The sequence below is a fragment of the Colwellia meonggei genome, assembly GCF_057537295.1.
In genome coordinates, this window is record NZ_BAAJLZ010000010.1 from 47,136 (window position 1) to 72,004 (window position 24,869).

Below are 24,869 nucleotides of genomic sequence, written 5' to 3' on the forward strand. Positions count from 1 at the left end.
GGGTTTTATATAGGATGATACGACCTATATTATATAAACCAAGGTTCAGTGCTAGCTTTCCTTTTATTAGCAAAGCACCAAAATGATTTTTGAATTTAAGAGCAGGCTTAAAGGACAGCATATATTATGAAAGCTCGCCAAAATGTTTGCTCATACTTTGCTTGAAAAAGTTAGCAGCACTAGTTTGAGAATAATATTGTTCAATAAGTGTGGACCCAACTCCCGTCGCAGGGGCCGTTGCCGCCATAACATCTATTAATGTTTTTTCTAAAGCATCTGGGGATGTAATAGTTGGTTGAACTCCCGCCTGTTCACAAAGAGAAAAGAACTCTTGGTACGCTGGAACATCTGAGCAGACGACCTTCTTGCCATAGTAAATAGCTTCAAGCAGGGTTGCACTGAGTTGGTCAGTTTTGGGAAAATTAATACAAACATCGCTGCCATTGATTAATGCATGTATTTCGCTTGGTTTGAGGAGCTCGTCAATAAACATAATATATTCTGAGTCATAATCACTTTTTAGCTTATTAAAATAACCTTTATCCCCATTTCCAAGAATAATAATGAGTTGTGGTTTTTCTCCAAGTTGATTTTGTAGCGTGGCATTCAGAAAAGACTGTATTACTGTTTTTGTTTGATAATGTGGAGCAGTATTTCGCATTGATAAGCATTTGAAGGAACTATTATCTTGCCATAAGGGACTTGATCTTTTATTTGTGTTTAACAACATGGTATCAATTCCTGTATGGAATAGGCTTATTTTTTCTTCATTTACACCAAACTGAGTCATTATTTTTTGCCTAGCTGCTGTTGAAGTAACAGTAATTACCGATGCACGGATAAAAACTAGCTTCATCATTAAGTTATAAAAATAGTTATGACTTGCAAATACTTCGCTACCATATACTGTTACAACAAACTTTTTTCTACTAATCAAGGCTGACAAGCCATAACCAGAGGCTCCGTGAGCATGTAATATGCTTTTTGAAGGGAGCTTAAATAATAAATAGATACCTAGCAGTATGTATGACAAAATTTTTGATAAGAAGTAAACTTGCTTAGCGTTGATATGCTCATCAACAAGAGGGTGCACGGAATATAGACCTTTATATGGTAAATTCGCTTGCTGATATAAATTAAACCAAGTAGATAAATGAACTGAACTTAAGTTACCCAAAAAGTGCATAGCTATAATTCTACTTTATTAAACGGAGAAAGTGCTTTTTTGTATATAGCTATCAGCTTTTCTCCATTTACTTCAGGGTTAAACAACTCACTAACTAATTTATTTCCTTGCTCGCCCATGTCGTTCCTTTTTGGCTCTGGGGTATTCAATGCTAATTGCAGTGCAGAGTTCAGAGAAGTGGTATCTGCAGGTGTACAAAGCCATCCAGTTTGATTTTCAATAACAATATCTGTTAGCCCACCTATTTTACTCGCGACAACGGGAACCTTCATTAACAATGGCTCAACGGCTCCACCACAGTTCTCCGAAAGTGATGGCACAGCTACGATGTCCATTGCAGAAATAAGTTGAGGAATGTCTTTTCTAAAACCTGTAAAAATAAAGTTTGCCTCTAAATTTGTTTGCGAGACAAGTAGCTTTAATTTTTTCAAGTATTTATCACCACCGTCAATATCTTGCCCGACAATGAGAAATATAGTGTTTTTTTGTTTATTGACTATTTCTTTGGCTGCAGCTATTAAAGTTTCATGCCCTTTTAAACCGACATTTTTAAACTGTCTAAAATTTGAATCATAAAGATAGGCGACCATACCAATAACATTTGAAGACTCTTCAATATTAAACTCTGCTCGTACTAATTCACGTGCTTCTTTTTTATTGGTTGACAAGAAAGGGGTAAGTGGAAATGCATAATGTAAAACTTCACATTTATGACGAGAAACGCGATATTTAGTATAAATATCGCGGATGTTATAACTTGAACAAATAATTTTATCATCGAACATGGCTGTGGCCAAATCAAGTCGTCGGAACATTTTCATTTCTAATGTAAGCGGCCCACCAAGCTGAGAAAAAGTTTTAACAGATTTTAAAAAGGCGCATGAAAGTCGACCAACAATTATTGCTTTAATTAAGTGATAGTGAACAATTTGAGCTTGAAAGGCTTTGATAGCTCTTCTTATTTTCCAAATGCTAGTCAATATTTTTGGAATGTCACTGATTTTAGCTCCTTGAAAATCTATGAACTTAACGTCGATATTTAGTTCTTTTAAGCTGTCTGAAAAAGGACCACTTGATGGACAGATGACTAATAAGTCATGTTGCTGCTTTTTTAACTCTTTTAACTGAGTTATTACAAAATTTCCACCATAAGAGTGACCATATATGTGTACTATTTTCAAACTATAATCCTTTTTTTCTGTGATTTTTCATGCTTGATGATTGCGTCGAAATAGCTGTAATCGAATTCAATAAAGCACTGTAAAGTAAAATAAATATAAATTTACTATATCCATACATAGGATCGCCAGACATGGACATAATCAAAAATAGAATAAGCGTCGAAATAACAAAGTTTTTCTCACCTATAGGTAGCCGCTTAGCCATTACAGGAACCATTGTGAAAACGGCGAATGTTAATAATAAACCGATTATCCCAAGTTGGAAAAATTGTGTAATAAAGTAATTATGAGCAAATATAATATGTGCTGAATGTTCGCCTACATAGTCACTATTCCAAAACGGTGATCTGCCATGACCCACACCAAAAATAGGATGTTCAAAAGCCAAGTTAAGAGCGTGATCCCAAATAACGACTCTTAATGAGGTTGAGTCATCGTATTCACCTTCCGTATTTCCCGCAAATGTATATTCAAGTCGGTTTGCAATGGGATTACCATCAATTGAAATAATGAGGATTATGACGATAATGAACGCGAAAATCATCCACATTCTATGCTTACTTTTTAAAATGAAGTAAAAGCTGAGTAAAAATAAGGATAGGTATGATGATCTGCTAAAAGTTAAAAGTAATGCAACAACTATGACGGCAATAGCGATTAATTTTAACTTTTTATTTATTTTAAAGTTGAGAAAAACAAAGCCACATAAAGCCACTAAAAAGAATAGCGACATATCATTTCTATTCGGAAGTACTTCTGTAGAAACAAATGCCCAGCCTCTCCCACCAGAGTGAGACAATAAAACAGGGATCACAATAAGGATATAAATACTTGCAATTACAAATGTACTTTGACAATAAATAGAAAAGTAGCGGGTTAAGTTTTCTCTATTTAAGTGATTAGAGACTAAAACCCAAATACACAAACTAAAAGATAGCCCTTGAACGAGTATTGGTTTTAATCCTAATTCTGGAGAACTTAATACAACGTAAAGGCTTGAAAAAAATATGTACGTAAAAAACAATGTGATGATAATTCTGGGGGTTGTAGCTGATTGAGTGCGGTATTTAGTGGGGAACCCTAAGCTTAAAAGTAGTAAACCTATTGGCGTCAACATTAATATGCCTTCAGGTAACTGATGGATTTTGAAATAGTTAGAAAGCAAGGCTATAAATGGTAATAATAATAATGTTAGCTTTACTAAAATCATTTCTTAAAACCTATACTCTCAAATAGTAGAGTAAAATCGTCGCGCTTTAATAATACAATATCTCGTATTCTCACATCAGAGAGGTGTTTCAAATATAGCACCAAAATAATAGTTAGTGACATTGCAGAAAGTACAGCTGATATTGCTATTCCCATTGCACCATAGGTAGGCGCTAAAATTAAAGAACAAGTAATAGCTATACACATGGCTATAAACTCAGAACGGGAACAGATTTCAGGTTTGTTGATGGCAAAAAGAAAGCTCATAAACATTTTGTTGATGGTATAAAAGATAATAGATATTGATAAGACACTAAGGATGTTCACTACATCAGCATATTGTTTTCCGTAGATAAGGGGGATGATGATAGGTGAAATCAATTGAATGCTAATAACCATTATAAGTCCGCTATAAACAGAAAATTTGGTAAAATTTATAAATGACTTTTCTTGTTCTTTTTTCTCCAAATTGCTAATCGAAGGAATAAGTAATGAACTTAACATTACGGGCAAAATGAATAACGCTTCGGTAAAGCTTTGGGCAACTGAAAATATACCGAGACTTGAAGGTATAGAAAATGCTGAAAGAATAATTATCTGAATTCTTAGGCGAATGACGCCGGAGATGCTTGCGACATAAGAGCGGCGTGCGTAAATGAATAGATCTATATTGAGTGTTTGAGTGGATGAGCGCTCTAACCATTTCACATCTTTTGTTATAAGAACAAGAAATATGAATGATATAAATACGTATGCACCAACAATTGTTGGATAGTTTTGGTAATCTGCTGGAAGAATAAAAGCGACAAAAATGAAAAATATTCCATGACAAAAAATAAGACATTTATTAATTAAATATAGTTGCCTTTCACCAGTTTTGATTGCTATAACTAAACTTTGCAACATTTGAAATAGCATTACTAAGCATATTAAATAACCGTTTTGTAAGTCTAAAATGCTAAAACTGATTAGGATAGTTATGATAACTGCAACGAGAAAAGTAAAACAAAGAGCGTAAGTTATAGACAACTTAATGAAATGATCGCGATTTTTAACGTTTTTGCTGGTGAAGTAGAGTAATGCCGATTCAAATCCAAAGGATAGGAGCTGTGCTAATAGCATTCCTGAAGCTAATATAAGTGCATAATTACCAACACCTGATGCTCCTAACTTTCTGGCAATTAAAACGTTAGTAAGAAAAGTCACTATTGCAAGAATTAGCCTAGTCGCATAAGTTTTCATAGTGTTAGACATATGATTACATTTATTCCTATGACACTCAGGAAAACTCTATTAAATGTGTTTAGTTACAGACTGTAATAAACACATTAATTGGAGGTGAAAGCTAAATTTATATTTAAGCTCAAATTTTCATCGTAATGATGTATTTTGTTTTTTTGTTAACCTAATAACGAGAATGAAGCTCAACATTAGCATAGCAAAGGTTTGCGGTTCGTTTACTTTTACGAGGTAGGTGCTAAAGGCTGGGTTACCCGAAGTTCGAAATGCCTCATAATCAAATTCCCAGTCAGTACCAATAATATTAGTACCTGCAGTGTAAACTCCTGCATAATTTAAAATACCAAACTCATTGCTATATAGACCATATGAGAAGCTACCTAAGTTAGTACCAAATAAAGAAGCAAAAGAAAGTGCGTCTACTCTTATCTCTCCAGAAACATTAGTGGCGATACCTATAGCTAAATAATCAGCGGTATCAAATCGAGAAAAAAGCTCTTCGACTTCTAAATGCGTGGCATATCGATAGTTTTTGTCAAATTGACCGGCTTCAACATAGCTTAAACCCGCTGTTTTACTTAAATCCAACCAGGTTAAACCGGTATCCGTATCAAAAACAGCACTACTGTCGTTATTTATCAGGTAATCAGCCTCTATTAACGTTGCGTTTGCAGATGTAATAGATATTGACACTAAAAAAGCGATTAAAGTAAAACTCTTAAGTAAATTACACATTTATTCTTTCCACTAAAATAGATTAATTTATTGTTGTTGTGCTCTTGCATTCACAAGTAGTTCTTGTGCGAATCGCAACATTTTTTGTCCATTTTATTTAGGTAACTCTGAAATATCCGTTTCACTGCTTTAACACCTTCAATAGTAATGAATTTAACAGCTTTTTAACACTCTTTTTTAATAAGAATACGTGGAATTTTGTACAAATAAGGACTAATTAGAGTATTTGACGTTATTAGGGCCATAATCAGTGCGTTGGCAAATAATAGTTGGTCGCTAGTTGAAAGTAAGTTTAATGTTAATCAGGCAAATGAAGTGATCACTAGTATAATGAAGATTTAATTCAAATTGTTTAAATGTGAGCCTGTCAGGTATTAATTTGACTTATATCAATCAAGCATTATAAATAATGCAAATGATATTGATTCTTGTTTGATCTCATGGTCTAATGCGCGCAATTAAAATAATTGTTTCTTTTATAGGCTTAGTCATGCGAATTTCTTCTTTTTTTCAACCAGCTTTGATTGCTTTATCAGTTGTTAGCGCTATTTCGAATTCTGCAGTTGCAGATGATGATATGGAGCACCTTACTATTTTTGGTAATGCACAATCTGTAAATGATGTTCCTGGTAGTGCTCATTTGATCTCTCAAGAAGAATTAGAGAAGTTCGACTTTACTGATATTATGCGTACATTAACATCTGTTCCTGGTGTGTATGTATTAGAAGAAGATGGTTACGGACTTCGCCCAAATATCGGTATGCGTGGCACTGGTCAAAATCGTAGTGAGAAAGTCACTATTATGGAAGATGGTGTTTTAGCGGCTCCCGCACCTTATGCTGCTCCATCCGCTTATTACTTCCCAACTTCTGGTCGTATGCAACAAATCGAAGTATTAAAAGGCACTTCAAGCGCAATGTATGGCCCTCGTACAACGGGTGGTGTGGTAAACATGTTATCACGCGAAATTCCAGAAGAGGCGTTAGCAGGGCAAATTAATTTAAGCGCAGGTGAAGACGGATTTGGTAAAGCACACGCATATGTGGGTGGAGCTGGTAAAAATGTTTCGTCAGTATTTGAAGTATTTCGTTACCAAGCTGATGGCTTTAAAGATATTAATCATACAAATGCTGATACTGGTTTTGTAAAAAATGACATCATGGCGAAAGTTAAAATCAATAGCGACGCTGATGCTAAGTATTATCAAGAACTTGAGTTTAAATTAAAGTATTCAGATGAAGATTCAGACGAAACCTATATGGGTTTAACAAAAGCAGATTTTGATGCTAATCCTTATTCTCGCTATTCAACGTCACAACTTGATAATATGGATACTAGCCATAAGCAATTTCAAGTTAATCATCATATTCAATTATCAGACCGTTTTACATTAGGCACAACGACATATTACAACGAGTTTAGCCGTAACTGGTATAAAACCAGCAAAGTTAATGGTTTAAGTTTAAGTAAAGGTGGTATTGAAGACGCTGCTGCATTTGACAACGGTACATTTGTTGGTGATGAAATTAACGTTGATGTTAAAGCAAATAGTCGTGATTATGAGTCAAAAGGTATTCAAACGGTATTAGATGCTGATTTGGGTGATCATCAAGTGAGGTTTGGTGCCCGTTATCATGAAGATGAAATGGACCGTTTCCAGTGGGTTGATAAATATAGTTTAAGTAATTCATCTTATGAAATGACATTGACTGAAGCTGGAATTCACGGCGCAGATTCGAATCGCATTGATTCAGCTGAAGCGTTAGCGTTGTTTGTGCATGACGAATATACCATTGGTGACTTTATTGTTAATGCTGGTTTACGTTATGAAGATATGACTATTTCGCGTAAAGAGTGGAAAGGTATTATCGACCGTAATGAACCAACGACGAAAGATATTAGTAACGATGTTGACGTGTTATTACCGTCACTTGCGGTAACTTACCGTGTAAATAATGACTTAGTTATTATTGGTGGTGTGCAAAAAGGTTTCGCGCCGCCAGCACCTGGTAATGATAAAGCTGAGAATGAAGAAAGTATCAATTACGAGCTAGGCTTACGTTTTAATCAAGATACATTGAGTGCAGAAGCATTATTTTTCTATTCTGATTATGACAATATGCACGGTAACTGTACCGCCAGCCAAGGTTGTGATGATGAAAATGTTGGCGACCAATATAACGCTGGCGAAGTGAAGGTTTCAGGTATAGAAGCTAAAGCTGGTTATGAGTTTACTGCTGACACAGTATCAATTCCGGTTAATTTAACCTATACATTTACTGAAACTGAATTTCAAAATTCATTTGAATCAGGTTTAGATACATGGGGTGATGTGATAGCTGGCGATGAATTGCCATATGTGCCTGAAAATCAATTACAATTGAGTGTTGGTGTTGTCGGTGAAAAATGGCGTGGTGATGTACTAGTGCGTTATATGGATGAAATGCGCACTTCTGCAGGCCAAGGTAGCTTAAATGCTGATGAAGCTATTGCAAGCCGCACAGTAGTTGATATGGCTGCACATTACAGCATTGCTGATAATCAAGAAATTACGTTCAACGTAGATAACTTACTTGATAAAGAGTACATGGCAACGCGAACTCATGGTTCTATTATGGTAGGTAAACCACGTAGTGTTACTGTAGGTTATAAATATAGCTTCTAAGGCTAATAATGAATTTGATAAAGCGAGCGACTAAGCTCGCTTTTTTTATGTGCAAAATAAACCTAACAATGACTATACTGTTGTTAGCAGTTTGTTAACTTATGAAAATCATAACAATAAATAGGAATTTGTGATGGAAATGAATGTCAGCACCATAGAAAGGTATGCCACTATGCTAGGAGATTTAGCAGTACAGTTTGGTACTAAGTTATTAGTCGCCATAATTGTTCTTCTAGTTGGACTTTGGGTAGTTAAGCGAATATTAAAATTATTTGACTTAGCAATGCAAAGAAAGAAAGTAGAAATTACCTTACATCAATTTTTACTAAGTATCGTCGGCATATTATTGAAGTCGATTCTTATTATTATATTTGCCTCTATGGTTGGGGTTGAAACCACTTCATTAATAGCTGTGCTGGGTGCTGCAGGTCTTGCCGTTGGTTTAGCACTGCAGGGAAGTTTGTCGAATTTCGCCGGTGGTATTTTAATTTTATTCTTTAAACCGTTTAAAGCTGGCGATGTTATTGACGCACAAGGTTATGTTGGTGTGGTACAAGAGATTCAAATATTCAACACCATTTTATTAACGCTAGATAATCAACGGGTTATTATTCCAAATGGCTTATTGTCAAATGGTTGTGTTAAAAACATTTTTGTTGAACCAACTCGTCGTGTCGATTTAACATTTGGTATTAGCTATGGCGATGATATTAAAAAGGCAAAAGAAGTTTTACAAAGTGTGCTTGATGCCGATGAGCGGATATTAAAGTCGCCAGCAGCTGATATTTTTGTATCTGCCCATGCTGATAGTTCAGTGAATTTACTGGTGCGTCCATGGACGGATTCAGAAAATTATTGGCCAGTATATTTCGGTGTTATTGAGGAAGTGAAACTTGCCTTTGATAGAGAAAATATTACTATCCCGTTCCCGCAACGCGATGTACATATGATACAGCCTAAATAATTAAGCAGTTAAACCTATGACGGAAGAAATTAAAAACATGCTTGCGCAAACACCGTCGCCGCCTTATTACGCTGTGATATTTAGTTCGATAATGAATAAGGAGTTGGAGGGCTATCATGAAATGGCGAATGCTATGGTGGAGTTGGCAGAGCAGCAAGCTGGTTTTTTAGGAATGGAATCAGCTAGAGAAGAGGTTGGTATTACCGTTTCATACTGGCGTAGCTTAAGTGATATTCATAGTTGGCAGCAAAATAGTAAGCATCTTGCTGCCCAGAAGTTAGGTCGCTCGGTATGGTATAAAGACTTTACTGTCCGTATTAGCAAAGTGGAAAAATGCTATGGCTTTTCAAGCTGATTTTTGGCATTGAGTAATTGAGCCAGCTCTTGTTCATAAAGCTGGCTTTTTTGTTTATTAAAACCAACATGCGCGTTTACAAGCTTGCCCGTTCGATCATAAATAAAACTACTAGGCATACCTTTGAGCTTATATTTTCGCGCGATAAGGCCTTTGCTGTCATATATAATTGGAAAGTCCGCAGGACTATCTAGCAAAAACTTATCAGCTAGCTTTCGATCATGATCTAAATTTACACTCAAAATAGTTAGGCCTTGCTCTTGGTATTTTTGCTGCAGTTTGTTCATCCAAGGGAATGATTTTCGACAAGGCCCACACCAAGAAGACCAAAAGTCTAAATAAATAACTTTACCTTTATGCTGATTAAGATGATGATCTAATCGCTCTAGTGTTGTTTCACTAGCATATGTGAACATTGGCAATGTGAAAATCGCATTGCATAGTAAGAACAAAGATACTTTAGTAAAAGATGTGATAACCATAACATCGCATATATTATTATTTAGTGAGTTATTTAAACATGCAATGTGCTTTTGGCAAAGCTTAGTCTTTGTTTAGACAATGATAAAGTAATAGATGAAGACATTTGTTACAGACAGTATCGCTATGTTTTTATATTATAGTGTTGATGTTAACCACATGGCCGAACTATGAATAATCCAACTAATTTAATCAAAAAGATTACCTGTGTAATTAGCGTATTTACAACTACATGTATGCTGGTGTTGGCTATGCCGATAAATGCAATGCAATCACAACAATTAGATAGAGATCAGTGGTTAAAGGCTCGCTTTGGCACGCAACATGAAAAGCTTATTCCTATTGTTGCTGTTGCCGATATGTACTTTAGCTGTCAACAACAAAAAGCGCCTGATGAAAGCCTAACAATAAAAGGCTTGATCACTGAGGTAGATAAAAATACCTTAGCTGAGCAATTAATGGAGTGCCTTGATGGCGCATCGCCTAAATCCGATATTGCATTAAATTATGGTTTGTCGGGATGTTTTCATGAGCAATTGGCTGACTTACCGATAGCGGATAGAGAACAAAAAATGCAACTTGTTGGTAAGGCAATAGCGTCACTTTCTCGTGCCGAGCGACAAAAAAGTTTTACTCAGTGCGTTACCGATCAAGCGATTAACTATTTGCAATAACTGTTATGATTTGTCGTTGTTTTTCTTATCAATAAATGAACTGGGTAATATTTCAACGCCGACCATGCGACCAACCTTGATCATAATCGGAATAGTAATTGGCGAAAATGGCAAAACTGCAAATACCCCTAAACCTAATCCTTTTAAAATATCAACAAATTGCTGATTGGCAACTCGCATTTCATCGGTACTAGCCTGACGTTTAGTGTAACGCTTATAAATGCTTAGCATTTGTTTGGTTTCTATTTTTTCCTGCGCTAATGCAATTTTCACTTTCAGCATATTCCGCTTCAGGCGCACGAAATTGCGCCTTTTGCTAATCAGCAAAACACGAATAGGTGCCTTGTGGAAATAAACCCAAACTCTCATGGAGCTATTCTCCCACAATCGTCCAGCAATGTAAGTACTTGCAAATGACTAAGTTATAACTTAGTCACTATTTCATTGATGATTTTTAGTGCTTGTTAAGCGAGAATAATTTAACTTGCAGCTAACTTGTTGCTATTTGTTATTAAATATAGAAAAGTTTATATAATCCTATACCTTAGCGTATTAACTCGATAACATAATTTGTAACAAATGCAAGGAAACTGACACAGAACAGGTTTTTCTATTTGTAACAATATGGCTTATAGTTAAACCAAGTTGAAAAATAACAAAATGGAACAGGCATTATGGGACATGAAACACCGAAAGTATTGGTAGTAGACGACGATATGCGTTTACGAGCATTACTAGAGCGGTATTTAGTAGAGCAAGGTTTTGTTGTGCGAAGTGCAGCAAATTCAGAGCAAATGGATAGATTACTTGAACGCGAGAATTTTCATTTGTTGGTGCTTGATTTAATGCTACCAGGGGAAGATGGTTTATCTATTTGTAGACGCTTAAGGCAAGGCTCAAACGATATTCCAATTGTTATGCTAACAGCAAAAGGTGATGAAGTGGATCGTATCATCGGCTTAGAGCTAGGCGCTGATGATTATATGCCAAAGCCGTTTAATCCTCGTGAGTTATTAGCCCGTATAAAAGCTGTATTGCGCCGACGTGTACAAGAAGCTCCTGGTGCGCCTTCACAAGAAGAGAATGTTATTTCCTTTGGTGACTATCAATTAAACCTTGCTACTCGAGAAATGCTGAAAGGCGATGTTAATATGCCACTAACGAGTGGTGAGTTCGCAGTATTAAAAGCCTTAATAACACATCCAAGAGAGCCTTTATCACGGGATAAGCTGATGAATTTAGCTCGCGGTCGAGACTATTCTGCACTTGAGCGGAGTATTGATGTTCAAGTCTCCAGGTTACGGAGAATGTTAGAAGAAGACCCTGCAAAGCCTCGTTACATCCAAACAGTTTGGGGCTTAGGTTATGTTTTTGTTCCAGAAGGGAAATCTGTCGCCTAATTTTGCCTATGTAATTTAAATGAATCCTATCTAGTAGAAATCTATGAAAATATTGCCGCGTAGTGCTTTCGGCCAAACGGTGCTATTAATTGGTGTCTTGTTGTTAATTAATCAGGTTGTCTCTTTTATATCGATGTCGATATATATTATTCAACCGAATGCGCAACAAGTTAACCAGTTATTGGCAAAACAAGTTCGTGTTGTTTTTATTGATATTGCTGATGAAGAGCTTAGCCCTGCCATGGGAGATGCTTTTACCCGCGAAACAGGTATCGGGGTCTATCGAGAAGCTGCAGCGATGAAGTTGGGATTACAAGATGCAGTGTATTACGCATTTAGGTCCTCTGAAATGTCTAATTTATTAGGTGGTCCAGCAGAGGTTCGTATTTCTCAAGGTGATGAATATCTGTTTTGGATCAGGCCTCCACAAGCTCCCGATTACTGGGTTAAAATTCCAATTAATGGCTTAGAAGAAGAAAATTTCTCACCACTTATTTTAGTGTTGATGATTTTAGGGATTTTAAGTGTTATGGGGGGCTGGCTATTTGTTCGACAACTAAACCGCCCGCTAGGAGCTTTGCAACATGCTGCACATGACGTTGGTCGAGGAGATTTTCCGGAGCCGTTAAGCGAACGTGGTACCACGGAAATTGTCGCTGTGACACGCGCATTTAATCATATGTCAAAGGGCATTAAACAGCTTGAAGATGACCGAAATTTATTAATGGCCGGTATTTCCCATGATTTACGCACACCATTAACACGGATCCGTCTAGCGACTGAAATGATATCTCAACAAGATGAATTTTTGAAAGACGGCATTGAAGGTGATATTGATGATATGAATACCATTATCGATCAGTTCATCGATTATATTCGCCATGATAGTAAAGATAAGGCTGAACTTGCTGACATTAATGTACTTATTGAAGAGGTGGTTCAATCGGAAAGCATACTCGAACGTAAAATTGAATTTAGTGCTGAAACCTTGCCTAAGTTGCCGCTACGTTATGTTGCGATAAAACGAGCACTTTCGAACCTACTGCAAAATGCCTTACGTTACAGCGACGGTAAAATTATGGTATCAACAAGCCATAACGCCTTAAAGCAAGAAATATGTGTTTGCGTTTGTGATGAGGGCCCTGGCATACCTGATGTTGATATTGAGCGTTTGTTTCAGCCTTTTACGCAAGGTGATAAAGCCAGAGGCACAGAAGGTAGTGGTTTAGGCTTAGCAATTATTAAACGTATTGTTGATACCCATAGTGGCCGGGTTGAGTTATCAAATAAACCAGAAGGTGGTTTAATGGCTAAAATATGTTTACCAATAACGCATAACTAGCCCTATTTGCTTTTCGCGTACGGTGAAAGTAAGGCATAGATAAAAATAACGGGTAATAAGAAAGTAACAAAAAAGCCATCATAAATTATGATGGCTTTTTCAATTTTACCATAGAGTAAATGCTACTCTATGGTAAATAAGTCGAGTGTACTAAGTGATTAAACTTTAGGACCCGCATTAACTAATGATTTACCGTTATCAGTATCGGTAAATTTATCAAAGTTGTTAACGAAACGGTTAGCTAAATCAACTGCTTTGCCGTGCCACTCAGCTTTTTCTGCATAAGTATCACGCGGATCTAAAATGCCGTTATCAACACCTTCGATGCTCGTAGGAATATCTAAGTTAAATAATGGTAAAACTTGTGTTTCTGCATTATCGATAGAACCATCTAAAATAGCATCAATAATTGCACGCGTATCTTTAATTGAAATACGTTTGCCTGTGCCATTCCAGCCTGTATTTACTAGATAAGCTTCAGCGCCAGCAGCTTGCATACGTTTGCGTAATACTTCTGCATATTGTGTTGGGTGTAAGCTCAAGAATGCAGCACCAAAACAGCTTGAAAATGTTGGTGTTGGTTCTGTAATACCACGCTCAGTACCCGCTAGCTTCGCTGTGAAACCCGATAAGAAGTAGTACTCGGTTTGTGCTGGAGTTAACTTAGCTACTGGCGGTAAAACACCAAATGCATCAGCCGTTAAAAAGATAACTTTTTTAGCATGGCCAGCACGAGAAACTGGCTTTACGATGTTATCAATATGATGAATAGGGTATGAAACACGAGTGTTTTCTGTTTTTGAATTATCATCAAAATCAATTTTACCATTCTCATCAACCGTTACGTTTTCTAATAATGCGTCGCGACGGATGGCGTTGTAGATATCAGGTTCATTTTCTTTACTAAGGTTGATAGTTTTTGCGTAACAACCACCTTCAAAGTTAAACACACCATTGTCATCCCAACCGTGCTCATCATCACCAATTAATTGGCGTTTTGGATCTGTTGACAATGTAGTTTTACCTGTACCAGATAGGCCGAAGAAAACTGCAGTATCGCCATCAGCACCAACGTTGGCACTACAATGCATTGAAGCAATACCCTTTAATGGTAATAGGTAATTCATCATAGAGAACATACCTTTCTTCATTTCGCCGCCGTACCAAGTACCGCCAATTAACTGCATTTTTTCTGTTAAGTTAAAGGCGACAAAGTTTTCAGAGTTTAAACCTTGTTCTTTCCAGTTAGGGTTTACTGTTTTTGCACCATTCATTACCACGAAATCAGGTTCGTAATTTGCTAATTCGGCATCTGTTGGACGAATGAACATGTTCTTAACAAAGTGTGCTTGCCATGCGACTTCAGTAATAAAGCGAACCTTTAAGCGAGTGTCGTTATCGGCACCACAAAATGTATCAACAACAAATAGACGTTGACCAGATAATTGCTCAGTGACTAAACCTTTTAAGCTGTCCCAAGTTTCTTGAGTCATAGGTTTGTTGTCGTTTTTACCTTGATCTGACCACCAGACAGTATCGCGCGTAGTATCGTCACGTACTATGTACTTGTCTTTAGGAGAGCGACCAGTAAAAATACCAGTGTCAACAGAAACAGCACCTAGTTCAGTAACTGTACCTTTATCATAACCTGTGAGATCAGATTTTGTTTCCTCAGCAAAAAGTAACTCATATGACGGATTGTAAACAACCTCAGCAACATTGGTGATGCCGTATGAAGATAAATCGATTGAGTTTTCTAAAGCTGCCATAGCGAATTCGCTCCTAAAGTATGACGATTTTTAAAGAATTAGTTTCGGTATCCCGATTGAGGGCGCAATTTTAGGCGATCGTAGCGCAAAACGAAAGTTTTTTTTCTTTCGTTGTGAAAGTTTTCAAGGTAACTTTCATTTTTTTGAAATGAAAGCATGCTAGTAAGATGAGCAATGTACGTAAAAGAAGAAAATTAATCACCGCATAGTTGTGATTATTTATTTATTTTACAGTGCGTTAGTGGTTTTGTTGGGTTGACTAAATGGTCAGGTAATTACAGGTGTTATTGAATTGTTATGAAGGGAAAATAATTCGTAATATTGGAGAAAAAATAGCGAATGAAAACAATTTTTTCATTCGCTGTGTTGTATAACGAAACTTTTTAGTGGTTAATCAAAAATATCCTCTTCAGGCTCTTCATCATTATTGTTGCCGTCTAATATTTCTCGACTGTGATCTTGGCTTATATATTCTGTTGGTGCAGAGCCTAATTCAAAGTACTCGAAGCGACTAGACTTATCGGTTTTAGTACTTAATTTTCCTGAAATTTTATCAATACGAACTGACATTAATGCGTCGGGTTGTTCAAATGGCTCAACTGGTAGTTCTGCTAATGCTTCTTTCATATAGCTGATCCAGGCTGGTTGAGCTGATTTTGCACCAAATTCTTTACCTGTAATCTGGTTTTTACCTAAATTGCTGTTGTAAGTGGTTTTACCTAAATTACGGCTTGGGTTGTCAAAACCTATCCAAGATGTTGTGACTATGCGACGGCTATAGCCTGAAAACCAGGCATCTTTTGCTTGGTTTGTTGTTCCTGTTTTACCGGCAATATCACGTCGTTTCAATGCACGCCCACGAAACCCAGTGCCTTGCCAAAAAGGTTTTATATTCCAATCAGCACCCCAAATTGCAGAATTTAGCGCTTCAGTAATTAAGAAAGCATTTTGTGAACTGATCACTCGTTCAGCCTTATTCACTATAGTCGGTTCGTCAACATTTTCCGTTGCCACATTTTCATTGAGTTCTTCAATATTACTTCCTGCTAGTAAAGCAATGTCGTTTTCTTGTATACACTCATCACATGCAATTGCAGGATTGGCTTGATATAAAACTTTACCGAAGGAGTCTTCAATACGCTCAATAAGATAAGGTTCAACTAAAAAGCCTCCATTAGCAAAAGTGGCAAATCCGGTCGCTACTTCTAACGGTGTTAATGACGCTGAACCAAGCGCCAAAGATTCGTTGCGTGGAAGATCGTCAGGATCAAAACCAAATGATGCTAAATATGGAATAATTTTATTTAAACCAACATCGCGCAGTAATCGAACTGCGATAACATTTTTCGATTGAGCAAGCGCTAAGCGTAAACGTATTTCACCATTATAAACTGGTGGTGAATTTTTCGGCCGCCAAACGATACCTGAACTTCTATCCCACTGGTTAATTGGCGTGTCATTTACAATAGAAGCTAAGGTATAACCACTGTCTAAAGCGGCAGAATAAATAAATGGTTTAATATTTGAGCCAACTTGACGTTTGGCTTGTGTTACTCGGTTGAATTGACTTTGCGCAAAACTAAATCCGCCAACAGCGGCTTTAATCGCGCCATTATCAGTGTCAAGTGAAACTAAAGCTGAACTCACATCAGGTAATTGACTCAGCCTATAACTACCCTCGTTATTTGGCGCAACCATAACAACATCACCATAAGCGACTACTTCATCCGCTGTTTTTGGTGGTGCTGCTTGTTTGTCGTCATTTAAAAATTCTCTTGCCCAAGATAAACCGTGCCAGTTAATTTCAATAACGGTGCCGTCTTTAAGTTGCACCATAATTGCTTGTTCAAATATGTCTGTTACCACTGCAGGCGTTAATGATTGATAACTTTTTATTCCTAATAAAGCTTGTTGAATTTCATCTTCAGTTAAAGGAAATTCTTTAGCGGCTAACGTATTATCATTTGTTATTTCATCAGTATTAGGGCGCAAAGACGCAATTGGGCCGCGATAGCCGTGGCGTTGGTCGTAAGCGAAAATATTATCAACAACGGCCTTTTGGGCTGCATGTTGTAATTTTGATGGCACAGTGGTGAATACCTTAAAACCGCCAGTATATGCCGCTTCTTTTCCGTAGCGTTCGATCATTTCCTGATGCGCCATTTCAGCAATATATGGCGCATCTAACTCTATTTCTGCGCCATGTTTTTTAGCAGTAATTGGCGCAGCGTTGGCAATAGCGAGTTGATTTGAGTCGATGTAACCGGCGATATACATGCGTTGCAATACAACGCTACGGCGGCTTTTTGCCCGTAACGGGCGGCTAATTGGGTTCATGGTTGATGGCGCTTTTGGCAAGCCTGCAAGCACTGCAATTTGTGCCAAAGTAAGCTCTTTTACATCTTTACCATAATAAACTTGTGCAGCAGCACCAAAACCAAAGGAACGATGGCCTAAGGATATTTTATTCATATATAACGCTAGAATTTCATCTTTCGTTAATAGGCTTTCAATATGAAAAGAAATAAATATTTCACGAATTTTACGAACATATGTTTGTTCACGTGTTAGGAAGAAGTTTCGGGCAACCTGCATGGTGATGGTACTAGCACCGCCTTTATTTTGCCCCATTAGCTGGCCCGTAACCGCTCGGCCCATACCAATAGGGTCGACACCAAAGTGCAAATAAAACCTGTCATCTTCGGTCGCCAATACCGCATTAATTAGTTGTTCTGGCATTTCTTCTAATGTTAGGGGAATACGCTTTTTTTCACCGAACTGTGAGATTAATTTGCCATCGGCACTGAATATTTGCATCGGGGTTTGCCATTGTAGATCACGAAGCGATTCAACACTGGGTAAATTAGCGCGCATAGAGAAATAAATGCCAACGAGCGCTAGAACTCCAAGAAATATCAGCAACGAGGCTGCTTTTAACAGGTTTTTTATAGAAAACACAAAAAAATGCTCAATAAAGTTTATAAAAATGGTGTAATAGTACTAGTATATCGTGTAAAAGCATGTAATAAATGTATTTATACGAATTTTATGCCTAATATTATTATAATAAAATGTTCTAGTAGGGTTCTATGTTAAGTAGTTTATGGAAAAAGAAAACCTCCTTAATGGTCGGGATCGACATTGGTTCACATTCTATTAAAGCTGTTTTATTAAACCAGAATGACAATGGTTATGTGCTCGAAACTATCGCTATTGAACCTATGCCCAGAGGAGCAATAGTTGACAGAGAAATTCAAGATATTGATGCTGTTGGTAAAGTTGTCGCTAAAATTCGTAAAAAAATATCCTCTTCGATTACCCATGCCGCTTCAGCCGTTTCTGGGCAAACTGTAATCACTAAAATCATTTATATGGATGTGGCGCTAACTGAACATGAATTAGCAAGCCAGATAGAAATTGAAGCCGATAGCTTAATCCCTTACCCGCTTGATGAAGTAAGTTTAGATTTTGAATCACTCGATATTAATGAATCTGATCCAAGTAAAATTAATGTTTTATTAAGTGCGGCGCGAACTGAATCAGTTGAAGCGCGGGTTGCGGCACTAGAAGCTGGTGGTTTTGATACTAAAGTTATTGACGTTGAATCATATGCGGTTAGTCGAGGTTATGACTTGACTTTGGCACAATTACCGGATGATGCTAGCGACAAAGTTGTCGCAACAGTAGATATTGGCGCAACCATGACGTTATTCTCTGTTAGTGAAGCGGGCAATCATATTTATAGCCGAGATCAATTATTCGGCGGAGAGCAATATACTCGTTCGATTGTTTCCTACTACAATAAGTCATTTGAAGAAGCAGAAATTGCAAAGTTAACAGATGATTTACCGCCCAATTATACCTTTGAAGTATTAGCACCTTTTCATACCATTTTAGTACAACAAATACGTCGTGCAATTCAAATGTTTTTAACCACCAGCGGTAAAGAGAAAATAGATTATCTAGTTATCTCTGGCGGTAGTGCTTTAGTTGAAGGGGTAGAACAATTACTGACTGAAGAATTAGGTATATATACTGTTATTGCTAACCCTTTTGAAGGCATGGAAATTTCTAGTAATATCAATAAAGATGAATTAGCTAAAACAGCACCTCGTTTGATGGTTGCGGCAGGCTTAGCATTAAGGAGTTTTGTTCCATGGCATATATAAATTTATTACCATGGCGAGAAGAAGCCGAGAAAGCTAAACAACGTGCATTTTTTAGCGCTTTAACCGCAGTAGCGTTAAGTGCTTTTGCCATCGTATTTTTAGTAAACCAGTTCTATCAAATGCGTGTTGACGGCCAAGTTGCTCGCAATCAATTTTTGAAAAACGAAATTCAAGTACTGGATTTACGCATTGCGAAAATAAAATCGTTAAATGAAAAGAAAAAGGAACTGAAAAAGCGTACCAGTGTTGTTGAACAGCTACAGCGCAGTCGTAATGTGGGTACGCAAGTATTAGATGAAATTGCTAAAATTGTTCCGAATGGCATTTATTTAACGCGTCTAACAAAACAAGATAATAGCTTAAATATCACCGGAAAAAGTGAGTCTAATAACCATTTAGCAAATATGATTAGAGAAATTGAACGCTCAGATTTATTTGATGATGCGGTACTTGAATCGATCACTTCCAACGACGCAAAAAGTAAGTTACTAAGTGATTTTAAAATGCGTGTTCGCATTAAAGGGCTAATTAATCTCAATAGCGCTAAATCACAAGGAGGCTCATAATGAATTTTGATTTATCAGAGTTTATGGAGCAATTTAGTGGCTTGGAGCTTGATAACATTGCGCAATGGCCGAAAGCGGCAAAAATATTACTTTCAGTGTTTATTGTTGTTTTGGTATTAGGGTTAGGTTACGCCTTGATGATTAGCGATCGTATTAGTCATTTAGAGCGTGTTACAGCTGAGGAAGTTACTTTAAAGCAACAATATCAGGCCAAATATCATATTGCAGCTAATTTAGAGCTATTTGAACAGCAAATGATCGAAGCAGAATCAATGTTTGCTAATCAATTGAAAAGTTTACCTGAAAGCCACGAAACACCAGGTTTACTCGACGATATTACCTTTGTTGGTACCACAACGGGGCTTGATTTTGTTAAATTGAATTGGCAACCAGAAATTGAGCAGGAAATTTACATTGAATTGCCAATAGATATAGAAGTATTAGGTACTTATCATGAGTTTGGTGAGTTCGTTAGTCGAATTGCTGGTTTACCAAGAATTGTAACGTTACATAATTTTGATATCAACCTTAAAGGTTCAACCCCTGGCGAATTAAAATTAAAGTTACAAGCTAAAACCTACCGTTATCGAGAGGCTACCGCACAATGAAAAAATTAGCGCCACTTCTTGTTGTTTTACTAACGGGGTGTTTTGACGATACTAGTGACTTGAAAGTACATATTGCTAATGTACAAGCGAGTGCTACAAGTAATATTGCTCCTATGCCAGCCGTTACAGTTTTTGACCACTTTGATTATTCAGCACAAACGCTGAGAAGTCCATTTGATGTTCCTAAACCTGAGGCGATACAAGAAAAAATTCAACAAATGTCAGGATGTTTGAGCCCAGATCCGCGTCGTAGGAAGCAGCCTTTAGAGAAGTTCTCATTGAGTGATCTAGTCATGCGAGGAACGTTAGGTGAACTTGGCGTAACTTGGGCGTTAGTAGAAGCGTCAGACAAAACCTTACATCGCATTGCGGTTGGTAGTTATGTCGGGTTATTTCACGGTCGAATTACTGCGGTAAGCCAAGATAATGTCAAAGTATTAGAGTTAATCCCAGATGGCGCTGGGTGCTGGGTGGAACGTGAAACAGTCGTTACCATGACGGAAACAAGTGCAGAGGGGCAAAGGAATTAATGTTGCTATTAAAAAAAATGAAAATTAAAAATCTTATGACATGTGGTAAAAGAATGAAGTTAATTGCTGTCACTTTGCTATGTTTTGCGTCGAGTTTTTTGTCAGCAAATGAGCTAACAGGAATAACATACAATACTATTCAGAATAACGAAATTGATCTTGTTTTCGAACTGTCTGAAAATATTGTTATTCAGCCGGAAATTTCAACCTCTGTTACGCCAGCACAAGTGAAAATTACCTTTAATGCTGAGCAATTTAACCCCAATCTTTCCTCAACATTAATTGACCATGCTGGTGTTAAAAACGTTAATGTGCAAAAGCTTGCAGGCAAAGTCGTCGCGACAGTCAATTTAAATCATTTATCAATTTTTGATGTTAACCAACGTGATAATACATTTGCCTTAACCTTAAATACTGGCGAAGTAAATAAAACAGTAACCCAGTTAATCCCTTTAGGAAGCGGCTTTATTAATCAAATTGACAATATTGATTTTAAACGCGGTGCGCAAAATGAAGCACAATTATTAGTGAAATTAATAGATAGCAAGGTTGCAGTAGACGTTAGTGATAAGTTGGGCAAGCTTTATATTGAATTTCATAACACAGAAATTTTAGAAGATTATATTTATAAACTCGATGTTACTGATTTTGGCACTTTAGTGTCAGGTATTGAGACTTTTAAAGAAGGGCGTAACGCACGCTTAGTCGTTGATATTAATGGCGCCTTTGAATTTAAGCATCAGCAATTAAATGATGTATTTTCACTAACACTATCGGCAAAGGAAAAAGAAGTCGGTTACCTAGATGAAGAGGAAGATTTTAGCGGTCGGGCAATTTCATTAAATTTTCAGGATATCTCAGTACGTACTGTATTACAGATAATAGCCGATTATAACGGTTTTAACTTAGTTACCAGTGATACAGTTGCTGGCAATATTACTTTGAGGCTTGATGGCGTTCCATGGGACCAAGCACTTGATATTATTTTAAAAGTGAAAGGTTTAGACAAGCGCATGGAAGGCAATATTTTAATGGTTGCGCCAAGTGATGAGTTAGCGGCTAGAGAAGCGCGTGATTTACAAGCGCAACAGCAGGTGGAAGAATTAGCGCCGCTGTATTCTGAATATGTGCAAGTTAACTATGCAAAAGCAGCGGAATTTGCTGCTTTAATTAAGAATGAAGAAAACAGCATTCTGTCTGACCGAGGCAGCGTTAGTGTTGATGAACGTACTAATACCCTATTAATTCGAGATACCGCCAATAGTATTGAAGATATTAAACGTATGGTGGCTGTGCTTGATATTCCGGTACGTCAGGTCATTATTGAATCACGCATGGTAACAGTGAAAGATAACATTAATGAAGAGCTTGGTATTCGTTGGGGCGTAACAGATACCGGTAGTGACTCGGCAACATCAGGCTCATTAGGTGGAACCGACAGTGCCAATAACGGTACAATACCTGACTTAAGTGATAGGTTAAATGTTAACTTACCTGTAGCCAACCCAGCCGGTAGTATTGCTTTTCAAGTAGCACGGCTTGCTGATGGTACTATTCTTGACCTTGAGCTTAGTGCTATGGAAAAAGAAAATAAAGGTGAAATTATTGCTAGTCCGCGTATTACCACCGCAAATCAAAAAGAAGCTTATATTGAACAAGGTGTTGAAATTCCATATCAAGAAGCGGCGTCGAGTGGTGCAACATCAGTACAATTTAAAAAAGCGGTTTTAAGTTTAACTGTAACACCACATATCACCCCAGATGATAGAATTATTCTAGATTTAGTTGTTACACAAGATACTGTTTCTGATGTTACCAATGGTACCGCACCGGCAATTGATACGCAGCGAATCGGTACGCAAGTATTAGTTAATAATGGCGAAACTATCGTCTTAGGCGGTATTTATCAGCAACAAATTATTAGTTCAGTATCAAAGGTACCAGTATTAGGTGATATACCTTATTTTGGTTGGATGTTTAGAAACAGTAGCAATTTTAACGAGAAAAAAGAGCTACTAATTTTTGTTACACCGCGCATAGTTACCGAAAGATTTTAAGTTAATTTGCATGTAAGGTGGTGTTTTCATCTTACATGCTTGCAATTTGTACCCAACAATTGCGATAATTGCGCCCTTAAAATTTTCGAGGGAGGTTCCCTCTTACCTGTTCACGTAATAAATAAAACGAGTATTAATTAATCTAATGGCAGAAAAACGTAATATTTTCCTTGTAGGCCCTATGGGCGCAGGCAAAAGCACCATTGGTAGAGAATTAGCAGATAAGCTACATCTAGAGTTTTTTGATTCGGACCAAGAAATTGAGCGTCGTACTGGTGCCGATATCGCGTGGGTTTTTGATCTTGAAGGCGAAGAAGGTTTTCGTAGAAGAGAAGAGTCGGTTATTGAAGACTTAAGCGAAAAGCAGGGTATTGTTTTAGCGACAGGTGGCGGATCTGTGATCAGTAGCCAAGTTCGTAATCGCCTATCAGCCCGTGGCATTGTGGTTTACTTAGAAACAACTATTGATAAACAAGTTGCCCGTACGCAAAGAGATAGACGCAGACCTCTTCTACAAACCGATGAAGAACCAAGAAAAGTACTTGAAAACTTAGCTGTTGAACGTAATCCGTTATATGAAGAAATTGCCGATGTTATCGTGCAAACGGATGATCAAAGCGCGAAAGTTGTTGCAAGTAAAATAGTAGAGCGTTTAGATTTTTAAACGAAGCTACTATGACCACACTTCAGGTTGAACTCGGCACACGTAGTTATCCAATCTATATAGACAGCGGGCTATTATCAAATAGCGACCTGCTGTCTAGTCATATCCGCAGTAAACGTGTTTGTATTGTTTCTAATGATGTCGTTGCGCCTCTTTATGCTCCGACATTAAAAGAAGCCTTAAAGCATTTTAATATTGACGAAGTCATTTTACCTGATGGTGAAGCGGAAAAAAGCTTAGCAAATTTCGACGTTATTATGTCGCATTTACTTGCGGGCAATCATGGTCGCGATACAACGTTAATTGCGCTTGGTGGTGGTGTTATTGGTGATATCACAGGTTTTGCCGCAGCATGTTACCAGCGTGGCATTGACTTTATTCAAGTACCCACAACGGTGTTATCACAAGTAGATTCTTCAGTTGGAGGAAAAACAGCAGTTAATCATCCATTAGGTAAAAATATGATTGGCGCTTTTTACCAACCTAAAGCGGTATTCATTGACTTAGCATCTCTAAAAAGTTTGCCAGCACGTGAATTTAATGCTGGTATTGCGGAAGTGATCAAGTATGGCATATTAGGTGACGGTGAGTTTTTTACTTGGTTAGAACAACATACTAACGATATTAAAAAAGGCGATACAGGAACACTAGCTTATATGATTGAGCGCTGTTGCCAATGTAAGGCTGATATTGTTGCTGCAGATGAAACAGAATCAGGTGTTCGTGCATTATTAAATCTAGGACACACCTTTGGTCACGCCATTGAAGCCGATCAAGGGTATGGAAAATGGTTGCATGGTGAAGCCGTTGCTACTGGCATGGTACTTGCTGCAAAACTTGCAGTCGCAATGAATTTGCTTGAAGTGTCAGATCTTCGTCGCATTGAAGCACTGCTTTTAGCGTTTGACTTACCGTTAGTCGCGCCAGAAAATATGGGCTTTGAAGAGTTTATTTGTCATATGCGTCGTGATAAAAAGAATTTAGCAGGTAAACTACGTTTTATTCTTCCGACCGCTATTGGCCAATCTGAAATAAACGATGACGTCAGTGAGGAGTTACTTCAGCAAATTCTGTAA

General features: G+C 37.4%; 22 protein-coding genes. 13 read left to right on the plus strand and 9 right to left on the minus strand.

Features of this window, described 5'->3' with window-relative positions; all coding sequences use genetic code 11:
- Positions 1 to 124 precede the first annotated feature (124 nt).
- The 5 genes from AC27E9_RS17630 to AC27E9_RS17650 form a co-directional block, all read right to left on the minus strand.
- Positions 125 to 1,177, minus strand: a complete 1,053-nt coding sequence (locus AC27E9_RS17630) for a glycosyltransferase (protein WP_487132454.1) — start codon at positions 1,175 to 1,177, stop codon at positions 125 to 127.
- An 11-nt stretch (positions 1,178 to 1,188) separates the two neighbouring features.
- Complete coding sequence (locus AC27E9_RS17635) at positions 1,189 to 2,367, minus strand: glycosyltransferase family 4 protein (protein ID WP_487132456.1); 1,179 nt, start codon at positions 2,365 to 2,367, stop codon at positions 1,189 to 1,191.
- Position 2,368: 1 nt separating this feature from the next.
- The gene (locus AC27E9_RS17640; RefSeq protein WP_487132458.1) at positions 2,369 to 3,577 is read right to left on the minus strand and encodes an O-antigen ligase family protein; all 1,209 of its coding nucleotides are present in this window, start codon (positions 3,575 to 3,577) and stop codon (positions 2,369 to 2,371) included.
- On the minus strand, positions 3,574 to 4,830 hold the full coding sequence (locus AC27E9_RS17645; protein WP_487132460.1) for an oligosaccharide flippase family protein: 1,257 nt from the start codon (positions 4,828 to 4,830) through the stop codon (positions 3,574 to 3,576). The genes AC27E9_RS17640 and AC27E9_RS17645 overlap by 4 nt, the downstream gene beginning before the upstream one ends.
- Positions 4,831 to 4,947: 117 nt before the next feature.
- Complete coding sequence (locus tag AC27E9_RS17650; RefSeq protein WP_487132462.1) at positions 4,948 to 5,550, minus strand: hypothetical protein; 603 nt, start codon at positions 5,548 to 5,550, stop codon at positions 4,948 to 4,950.
- A gap of 490 nt (positions 5,551 to 6,040) precedes the next feature.
- Here AC27E9_RS17650 and AC27E9_RS17655 point away from each other — a divergent pair, with 490 nt between their 5' ends.
- The 3 genes from AC27E9_RS17655 (at position 6,041) to AC27E9_RS17665 (ending at position 9,534) form a co-directional block, all read left to right on the plus strand.
- Positions 6,041 to 8,215, plus strand: coding sequence for a TonB-dependent receptor family protein (locus tag AC27E9_RS17655; protein WP_487132464.1), 2,175 nt, complete (start codon positions 6,041 to 6,043; stop codon positions 8,213 to 8,215).
- 133 nt (positions 8,216 to 8,348) lie between these two features.
- Positions 8,349 to 9,179, plus strand: coding sequence for a mechanosensitive ion channel family protein (locus AC27E9_RS17660; RefSeq protein ID WP_487132466.1), 831 nt, complete (start codon positions 8,349 to 8,351; stop codon positions 9,177 to 9,179).
- Positions 9,180 to 9,195: 16 nt separating this feature from the next.
- Entirely contained in the window at positions 9,196 to 9,534 is a 339-nt protein-coding gene (locus AC27E9_RS17665; protein WP_487132468.1) for an antibiotic biosynthesis monooxygenase family protein, read from the plus strand.
- Here AC27E9_RS17665 and AC27E9_RS17670 read toward each other — a convergent pair.
- Positions 9,516 to 10,016 carry a TlpA disulfide reductase family protein gene (locus AC27E9_RS17670; RefSeq protein WP_487132470.1) on the minus strand — a complete coding sequence of 167 codons (501 nt, stop codon included), beginning with the start codon at positions 10,014 to 10,016 and terminating at the stop codon, positions 9,516 to 9,518. The genes AC27E9_RS17665 and AC27E9_RS17670 overlap by 19 nt on opposite strands.
- 249 nt (positions 10,017 to 10,265) lie before the next feature.
- Here AC27E9_RS17670 and AC27E9_RS17675 point away from each other — a divergent pair, with 249 nt between their 5' ends.
- Positions 10,266 to 10,688, plus strand: coding sequence for a hypothetical protein (locus tag AC27E9_RS17675; protein WP_487132472.1), 423 nt, complete (start codon positions 10,266 to 10,268; stop codon positions 10,686 to 10,688).
- Positions 10,689 to 10,691: 3 nt separating this feature from the next.
- Here AC27E9_RS17675 and AC27E9_RS17680 read toward each other — a convergent pair whose 3' ends face one another.
- Complete coding sequence (locus tag AC27E9_RS17680) at positions 10,692 to 11,057, minus strand: hypothetical protein (protein ID WP_487132474.1); 366 nt, start codon at positions 11,055 to 11,057, stop codon at positions 10,692 to 10,694.
- 305 nt (positions 11,058 to 11,362) lie between these two features.
- Here AC27E9_RS17680 and ompR point away from each other — a divergent pair, with 305 nt between their 5' ends.
- Positions 11,363 to 12,088 (plus strand): osmolarity response regulator transcription factor OmpR, encoded by a 726-nt coding sequence (gene ompR, locus AC27E9_RS17685; protein ID WP_487132476.1) that lies wholly within the window; start codon positions 11,363 to 11,365, stop codon positions 12,086 to 12,088.
- Between the two features lie 43 nt (positions 12,089 to 12,131).
- Positions 12,132 to 13,430, plus strand: coding sequence for a two-component system sensor histidine kinase EnvZ (gene envZ / locus AC27E9_RS17690; protein ID WP_487132478.1), 1,299 nt, complete (start codon positions 12,132 to 12,134; stop codon positions 13,428 to 13,430).
- A 158-nt stretch (positions 13,431 to 13,588) separates the two neighbouring features.
- Here the strand turns inward: envZ and pckA are convergent, their stop codons facing one another.
- Together pckA and AC27E9_RS17700 are read right to left on the minus strand one after the other, a co-directional pair.
- On the minus strand, positions 13,589 to 15,199 hold the full coding sequence (gene pckA / locus AC27E9_RS17695; RefSeq protein ID WP_487132480.1) for a phosphoenolpyruvate carboxykinase (ATP): 1,611 nt from the start codon (positions 15,197 to 15,199) through the stop codon (positions 13,589 to 13,591).
- A 390-nt stretch (positions 15,200 to 15,589) separates the two neighbouring features.
- Positions 15,590 to 18,157: a penicillin-binding protein 1A gene (locus tag AC27E9_RS17700; RefSeq protein ID WP_487132482.1), complete on the minus strand. Its 2,568-nt coding sequence runs from the start codon at positions 18,155 to 18,157 to the stop codon at positions 15,590 to 15,592.
- Between the two features lie 131 nt (positions 18,158 to 18,288).
- Between AC27E9_RS17700 and AC27E9_RS17705 the strand changes: the two genes are divergently transcribed.
- The 7 genes from AC27E9_RS17705 to aroB all read left to right on the plus strand — a co-directional run bounded on the left by AC27E9_RS17705 (position 18,289) and on the right by aroB (position 24,869).
- On the plus strand, positions 18,289 to 19,368 hold the full coding sequence (locus tag AC27E9_RS17705; protein WP_487132483.1) for a pilus assembly protein PilM: 1,080 nt from the start codon (positions 18,289 to 18,291) through the stop codon (positions 19,366 to 19,368).
- The gene (locus tag AC27E9_RS17710) at positions 19,356 to 19,934 is read left to right on the plus strand and encodes a PilN domain-containing protein (RefSeq protein ID WP_487132485.1); all 579 of its coding nucleotides are present in this window, start codon (positions 19,356 to 19,358) and stop codon (positions 19,932 to 19,934) included. The genes AC27E9_RS17705 and AC27E9_RS17710 overlap by 13 nt, the downstream gene beginning before the upstream one ends.
- Positions 19,934 to 20,542 (plus strand): type IV pilus inner membrane component PilO, encoded by a 609-nt coding sequence (locus AC27E9_RS17715; RefSeq protein ID WP_487132487.1) that lies wholly within the window; start codon positions 19,934 to 19,936, stop codon positions 20,540 to 20,542. Before AC27E9_RS17710 ends, AC27E9_RS17715 begins: the two co-directional genes overlap by 1 nt.
- Positions 20,539 to 21,072, plus strand: a complete 534-nt coding sequence (locus tag AC27E9_RS17720; protein ID WP_487132489.1) for a pilus assembly protein PilP — start codon at positions 20,539 to 20,541, stop codon at positions 21,070 to 21,072. Before AC27E9_RS17715 ends, AC27E9_RS17720 begins: the two co-directional genes overlap by 4 nt.
- 53 nt (positions 21,073 to 21,125) lie before the next feature.
- A complete protein-coding gene (locus AC27E9_RS17725; RefSeq protein WP_487132491.1) occupies positions 21,126 to 23,129 on the plus strand; it encodes a type IV pilus secretin PilQ in 2,004 nt (667 codons plus the stop codon).
- A 145-nt stretch (positions 23,130 to 23,274) separates the two neighbouring features.
- Positions 23,275 to 23,793, plus strand: a complete 519-nt coding sequence (aroK, locus tag AC27E9_RS17730) for a shikimate kinase AroK (protein ID WP_487132493.1) — start codon at positions 23,275 to 23,277, stop codon at positions 23,791 to 23,793.
- A gap of 11 nt (positions 23,794 to 23,804) precedes the next feature.
- Positions 23,805 to 24,869, plus strand: a complete 1,065-nt coding sequence (gene aroB, locus AC27E9_RS17735; protein WP_487132495.1) for a 3-dehydroquinate synthase — start codon at positions 23,805 to 23,807, stop codon at positions 24,867 to 24,869.